Here is a 3,867-nt window from a genome sequence, read left to right as displayed (position 1 = left end):
CGCGCATGTTTTCCCGCGAAGTCGATGACATACGTGAATGCCCATACAGCGGCTTTCAGTTCATGAGTGGCGTCATCGGGAAGATCGGCGCGGAAGCCGATCCCGAGCTCCTGGAGCACGTTGACCGCGAGCTCGAAATCGTTTTCAGCAGAGCCGGCTACACGATCGAGAACGCTCGCGTACCAAGAAATATCATGGTGGCCAGGCGATTCAGTCACCGTCGAGTCTCATCCATCTGCCGACGTCCCACGCGCCGCCTTGCCGGCAGCGCACTGCCGGGCTGGGCCGATATGCCAACTGCTGCGTATTCGATGATCAGCTCTCTTCAAACCCCGATTGGTCGAACTTCAGCGTCTGGGCGTTCTCGGACACGGTGCGGACCTTGCTGTCGTCAAATCCGTTGGCATCGACAGCTTCGATCTCGATCTTGACGACCAGATGGGTGCCGGGTTCGCGCAGGTGAGCCAGGACCTCGTCGGCGATGTTCTTGAAGTCCAGGGCGATCTTGTCGGAGCTAAGCGTCTTGACACCGTAGAACCGAGTCTTGCTTCCTTCGATTACGCAGTGCGCGAGGCTCGCAGCCGCGATCTCGGCACGCACATATCAAACGATGCTGGGTTTGAGCTCTAGCCGGCAACGCAGCTGTATGTCGGCGCATTGCGGACAGTGTCGCTGCACCACAACGCGGGTGAACTGCGCCCCATGAGCCGCGGCCGCGCTCTTGTGAGAACTTTTCTTTACTGCTATCGAGAATGTTGTCCCGCCTGGCCTGAGTACTGGTGAGCACTCGAATGTGCTCATCGGCCACACTGCAGCATGTTTGCAGGAGGTTCCGCGCAGCGTTGACGTTGTTCACGCAACCGCTGGCGCTTTCGCGGCAAGATACTCGTCGATGCCGATGAGAAGGGCGAAAAGACTTCTTTCGGAATATGTTTCGGTGTTGGTCATGTTATCCCCTGCGTAGTCATTGCTACCGGCTCATCGCGAATCTACTTTGAGTTTGACGTCGTGTGTTCGAGGACAAACGCCTCTACGGCCTCCTGATCTCCCAGTGGGGCGCCGGCGTTCAGATAGCTGCTCAACGCGTCTGCTGCCTCGGAGAGCATCTCCCGCTCGACCAGTAGCCGGATGGCTTGGCCGAGATAGTATTTCGCTCGAACGTTGTCCGGCTCCAACGTGGTCGCTTCCTGCAGGTGGCTCACTGCACCAACGAGGTCGCCCCGACTGTCATAGAGTGTGCGGCCGAGCCAATAACGGGCATCGGGATCGTCGTCTCGCTGGCGAATCGCGGTCTCAAGCGCCGCAACACTTTTCTCGTACTGCTCCGTGCGCGCGTATGCGATCCCGAGATCGACATGGCACTCCGGGTACACACCGTTTCGGCGCTCGATGGCGCGTTGCAGAAGCCCGATGAGTCGATCGAAAATAGGGTGCTCCATCTTGGTCCACGAGCGAACCACACCAGCGGGGTCGGGCAGCCGTCCGAACAGCGGAACGTCAAATGGGACGCCGAGAACAACTGGAGGTGTCGGGCTGCCGGCTAGCTCCGACAGTGTCGATGCGACTTCACGGACGAGGTCCGTGTACGTATCCTTGCCTTTCACGGCTGTCCATAGCGCCTCGACCAGTGCAAATGACAGTTTGCCGCGGATACGGAAGTCGGACGGGAATCCCCTCGCGCCGGAAGTATCCAAGTGACGCTCAGGTGAGTGAACAGTGTCAGTCGTGTCCTCGGTCGTGAATTCTCCATCCGCATTGCTGGCGGTTCCTGATATCGAACCCGCATACAATGAAAGCCGTCCGATTTGTGGTCCTGGCTCGCCGATCGCGGAGCGGAGACCGGGCAGTCCGTCTTCGATCAAATGGAGTTCACGTTGCATGGGTCGCGAGCGCTCATCGGGTTCCACGTACCGACTTGACGCTCCTCCTTCGGGCGGCGCCGCCCAACCGGCATCGACGATCGTTATCAGCCGGGTATCCGCTCCGGCTTGCGCCGACAACTCCGCCAACTCGATGTCGTAGACCATTCCATGGCGCCCGTCGTAACTGACGATGGTCGGCACACCGCCCCGGCCCGTCGAGCCGTTTCCGGCGAAGTAGAACACGGCCACGTCGTCGCGGGCCGCTTCGGCCAGTTGCGTGAACGACGCCGTGATTGCGTCGGCGGTTGCGTCTTGGTCAATCAGCACGGTGACGTCTTCTTCGTCGAAGCCAAATTTGTTACAGAGGGCCTCTTTCAATGCCGCAACGTCGTCGGCTGCTCGCGTGTGCGGCACGTGCGCGTAGTGACTTATGCCGACGAGAAGCGCATGCTTGCGCGACCCTGCGGCAGCGCGAACTTGCCGTTCCAGATCTTCCAGGACTTCACCGTGTATCGATGCCGAGGTTTCCCGCCGGAACGCCTCGAGACTCTTGAGTGCGCGTTGATAATCCTCCGCGCACGCCTGGGCCACACCGAGCGCCAGGGTTGTCGCAGGAGCAAGTCCCTTGTACTGCTCAACTGCTATGGAGAGCGGCGATGTCGCCGCGCCGTAGTCGGCGTGAGTGAGAAACGCATGTCCGAAACTGGCGTGCAGTTCTGGAAACGGCGATGTGATCGTCCCGTGGCAGCGCAGATAGCGCTGGTGGATGTCGTCTGCTGTGAGGTCGCGATAGTTTCGCCTCCTGCTGAATTCGATTGCTTCGAGGAATTCGTCGGCATCACCGAACAGCCGTAGAGTCCGTATTCCCACGAAGCACGGAGTCTGCCTTGGGGACTCGGGGGACAAAGCGCGGACCGCCCGTACGAGTGGGTATTCGATGTCGGCGTAGGTCACCAATCGCGAATCGGCGACCGACAGTTGCTTCACCAGCGCAAGGGTGAAAGCACCTGCGGTCGCCTGAGAGCCGTTGCGCTCGAACGATATTTCGTACGAGACATCGCTGGCTGTCGCCATCATCAGGGTGTAGAAGGAATCCGATCGTGCCAGAGACAAGAACTTGTCGTTCGCATAGGTGTCAAGGATCAGCGTCTTGTGCTTTGTCGGGATCGCGGTGATCCACTCGTGCAGCTCGACGGCGTTGATCACGCCACTGACGTCGCCGTCGCGCCATTGGCCAGAAGTCGAACTGTCGTAGGCGAGGAGATAGGCCTCCGAATCGCCTGAGAGGCTGTGACCACTGAAATGGACGACGACCGAGTCGCCGGCTGTCACGCAGTCCTTCAATGACTGAAGCTCATCGACGATCGCCTCCCGCGTGGCAGCGCTGTCGGTGAGTGTCCTGACGGTTTCCGGTGCAAAGTCAAACCTGCTGACCAGGATGTCCTTTACCAGCTCTACGTCGGTGACGGAACCACGCAACCCGGGAAGGTTCGCATAGTCATTGATGCCGATCAGGAGTGCACGCCGTGTCCTCATCGGGACCTTCCGTAACCAAGTGACATAGTCAGAGATCCAACCGGCCTTGTCGCTCTGCGGCCTTGTCGCGAGGTACTTCTCCAGCGTGGCCGCCGCGTAGGCTGTGTTCCCGAGCTTCGCTTCTGCAATCCCAAGGTGATAGAGCGAGTCGGCGCTGGCGCCGTCCTCCTTCAGTGCCTTTGCGAACGCATTCGTCGCCGCCTGGTTGTTACCGAGTGCTTCGTACGCGAGGCCCCGCAGCTTCTCGAGGCGCTCGTTCTCCTGCCCGTGCTGCGGGGCTACCCGCTCCGCTTCGCCGAGGTGCCGCTGGGCCGATCTGACAAACCGCCGGTCGTCGAGCCGCCAACTGAGCGCGTACAGTTCTTCAGCCAGTTCGATGTGTGCAGTTGCGAGGTCGCCGCCTGGCACCGACACCGGCAGTCGACGGTCGAACTCCGTGGTGCCGATGGATGGGTGCTGACGATCGTCG

General features: G+C 60.3%; 2 protein-coding genes and 1 pseudogene. All 3 read right to left on the bottom strand.

What is annotated here, in order from left to right:
• Nucleotides 1-218: hypothetical protein (locus tag AC2VOU_RS18300; RefSeq protein WP_486958643.1), on the bottom strand; the 218-nt coding region annotated here is incomplete at its 3' end.
• A 97-nt stretch (nt 219-315) separates the two neighbouring features.
• Nucleotides 316-546: pseudogene (locus AC2VOU_RS18295) on the bottom strand (hypothetical protein); the annotation flags it as partial.
• A gap of 443 nt (nt 547-989) precedes the next feature.
• On the bottom strand, nt 990-3,867 hold a 2,878-nt coding region (locus AC2VOU_RS18290; RefSeq protein WP_486958642.1), incomplete at its 5' end, for a caspase family protein.

The sequence above is a fragment of the Mycobacterium sp. TH-M25 genome (genome assembly GCF_057473665.1).
The sequence above is the reverse complement of the archived record's forward strand: the minus strand, read 5'-3'. Positions and strand labels throughout refer to the sequence as shown.